General features: G+C 53.5%; 4 protein-coding genes. All 4 read left to right on the plus strand.

The genetic code is table 11. The annotated features are described in order from the left end of the window. The coding region (locus JIG41_RS12915; RefSeq protein ID WP_134806723.1) for a Tn3 family transposase at positions 1 to 255 on the plus strand (255 nt) is incomplete at its 5' end. 224 nt (positions 256 to 479) lie between these two features. After that, positions 480 to 1073 carry an HAD domain-containing protein gene (locus tag JIG41_RS12920; protein WP_138558969.1) on the plus strand — a complete coding sequence of 198 codons (594 nt, stop codon included), beginning with the start codon at positions 480 to 482 and terminating at the stop codon, positions 1071 to 1073. Between the two features lie 119 nt (positions 1074 to 1192). After that, the gene (gene ubiA / locus JIG41_RS12925; protein WP_199524880.1) at positions 1193 to 2110 is read left to right on the plus strand and encodes a 4-hydroxybenzoate octaprenyltransferase; all 918 of its coding nucleotides are present in this window, start codon (positions 1193 to 1195) and stop codon (positions 2108 to 2110) included. A 25-nt stretch (positions 2111 to 2135) separates the two neighbouring features. Beyond that, positions 2136 to 2408, plus strand: coding sequence for a glutathione S-transferase N-terminal domain-containing protein (locus tag JIG41_RS12930; protein WP_281716509.1), 273 nt, complete (start codon positions 2136 to 2138; stop codon positions 2406 to 2408). Positions 2409 to 2594 lie beyond the last annotated feature (186 nt).

Below are 2594 nucleotides of genomic sequence, written 5' to 3' on the forward strand. Positions count from 1 at the left end.
AACGAGAGTGAAATCGCTATCTGGAATGAATGTGCAAGATTGCTTGCCAACGCGATCATCTACTTCAACTCCGCGATACTGAGTCATCTGCTGGGACACTTTGAAGCGAGAGGAGATGAAGAGAAAGCGGGTATCACTCGTGCTGTTTCGCCCGTTGCGTGGCAAAATATCAACTTAAGCGGAACGTATAACTTCACTAATACTGGGAAATTGCCCAATATTGGCGAAATAACAAGGCCGATAGTGGATGATTAGGCTCCAAGCTGAAAGTAAACCACCTCCGCAGCCATTTATTGGTGTGGTCTACAGAGGATTATGTCTTTTTAGAGGGGAAAATCCCTAGAACCCCCATATGTAGTCGCCGGTGAGGTTCACGTGCTCCCAGGTAAGCGGCGATCGGACAGACGCGCTTTCATTGGCTGCGCTCTGCTCCAGACGCACCGGGAGCGGGGAACCTGGTCGGCTTGGGGGCCGGAACGATGATCGCAAACATCATATTCGTGGATATCGACGGCGTTCTTTTGCCCCTGAAGGATTGCAGGGAGCCGGAGAACGCCGCTTTGCTCAGGCATCGGTCCTATGGTTTTATGCGGCATCTTCGGTTCAATGCCGAGGCTGTCAGATTGCTGGTGCGGCTTGCAGACCTTGCGCAGGCGCGGCTTGTTTTAAGTTCTAACTGGCGTCGGACATGGGGACCGGATTCCGATGCTCTTATGAAAAAGCTGGTTTCGGAAGGGCTTCGCCGCAATCTCTGGCACCGCGACTGGTTTGTGCCTCTGTTCGGGCTGGAACCGCGTAAATATGACGAGCTGGCCGAGTGGCTGGACGATCATGCGCCTTGCAAAGCCCTTATCATTGATGATGAATACCGGGGGCCACCGCTTGCGGCCGGGAGTGCCGCCGTTCTTCAGATAGATGAAAACGAGGGCTACACCCTGCCGGATCATCTGGCAGCGTGCGGATTCTTCGAGGTGGAGGACACCGCACCGTCTGCCCCGCCGAGCGGTTTTCCTTCCCGGCCGGAAAGCACTGTGCCTTTCACCCGCCCCCTACGGCCCTACAGCCCTAGATGAGGAGAGCGGGCCTACGGGGGCTAGTCGTTCGCATAGTTCCTGAAACCTGTTACGTCACTGGTTTTATTCGTATAATATGTCGCAAATTTCGGAATTTTTGTGACACAGAATTGGAGCACATGATGACTACTTTGAACCGTCCTGACCTCAGCGATATTCATATTGGCGATTGGGTTGACCGTTGGTTGCCTGCTGCTTGGCGTCCTTATGCAAGGCTTGCCCGGATCGACCGTCCGGTAGGAATATGGCTCACCTTTTTCCCCTGCCTTGCCGCGCTCATTCAAGCGTCCCAAGGGCTCCCCGAATTTCGGCTTTTGGTAGTGTTTTTTCTCGGCGCATTTTTGATGAGAAGCGCAGGCTCGACAGCCAATGACATTGCGGATCGTAACTTTGATGGGCATGTCGAGCGGACGCGCCTTCGTCCGCTCGCGAGTGGTCAGCTTCGAACGCGCCACGCGCTAATATTCCTCGCCGTCGAACTCGCCTTGGCGGCGCTGCTATTGTTTTTCTTAAGCCCATTCACAGCGCTTGTCGCAGTTTGCGTGCTGCCACTGGTATTCATTTACCCGCTTTGCAAACGCTTCACCCATTGGCCCCAAGCTGTTTTGGGGGCCGCGTTCAATTGGGGAATGCTGATGGCATGGGCGGAGGTGTCAGGCAATATTCCAGCAGGAGCCGTGGTAATGTGGGTCGGCGCTATAGCGTGGCAGATCGGCTATGACACGGTGTATGCTTATGTCGATGTAGCCGATGATACCCGTTTGGGTTTGAAATCAACAGCGATTCTATTTGGACGCAGGGGGCAGGCTATCGTCGGATTGTTCTACGCCTTGACTGTCGGGGCATGGGCGGTTGGGGGGTGGTTACTGGACATGGCGATGCCCTACGCTATCGGTATGGTTATTATTGCAGCTCATCTGGCTTGGCAGATATGGCGTGTTGACCTCGAAAAGCCGGAGCTGAATTTCCGGCTCTTTCTGTCGAACATTCTGACCGGGGCATTATTGGCGGTCGCTGCCTTCGCGGGCACTTGGTAAGTCGCGCAAATCCTGAAACCGCAAGGTGCTTTGGTGTGCTGAAGAACTTGGCCTCACCTATGAACATATCAATGCGGGTGGCACCTTTGGCGTGGTGAGCGACCCCGATTATCTCGCGATGAACCCTAATGGCCTTGTTCCCTGCCTGAAGGATGGTGATTTAGTCCTATGGGAATCGAACGCCATCGTCCGCTATCTTGCCAGACAATACGCTTATCCATCTCGATTACCCAACATCATTATGCCTGTGGCGAGTTATTCGACGAACGGTATCCGGTTTGGGCCGAAATCGCGGTGATCAGCTCGCGCCAGGATGTCCTGAACGCTTTGATTGGGCCTTCTTGGGGTTCTAGGGATTTTCCCCTCTAAAAAGACATAATCCTCTGTAGACCACACCAATAAATGGCTGCGGAGGTGGGTTACTACTTATAAGTGTGGCAAATTAGGTAAATATCGTACATTTAATACGGAACAGCCCTGATAT

The sequence above is a fragment of the Pseudoalteromonas sp. bablab_jr011 genome, assembly GCF_016464045.1.
Lineage (GTDB): Bacteria > Pseudomonadota > Gammaproteobacteria > Enterobacterales > Alteromonadaceae > Pseudoalteromonas > Pseudoalteromonas lipolytica.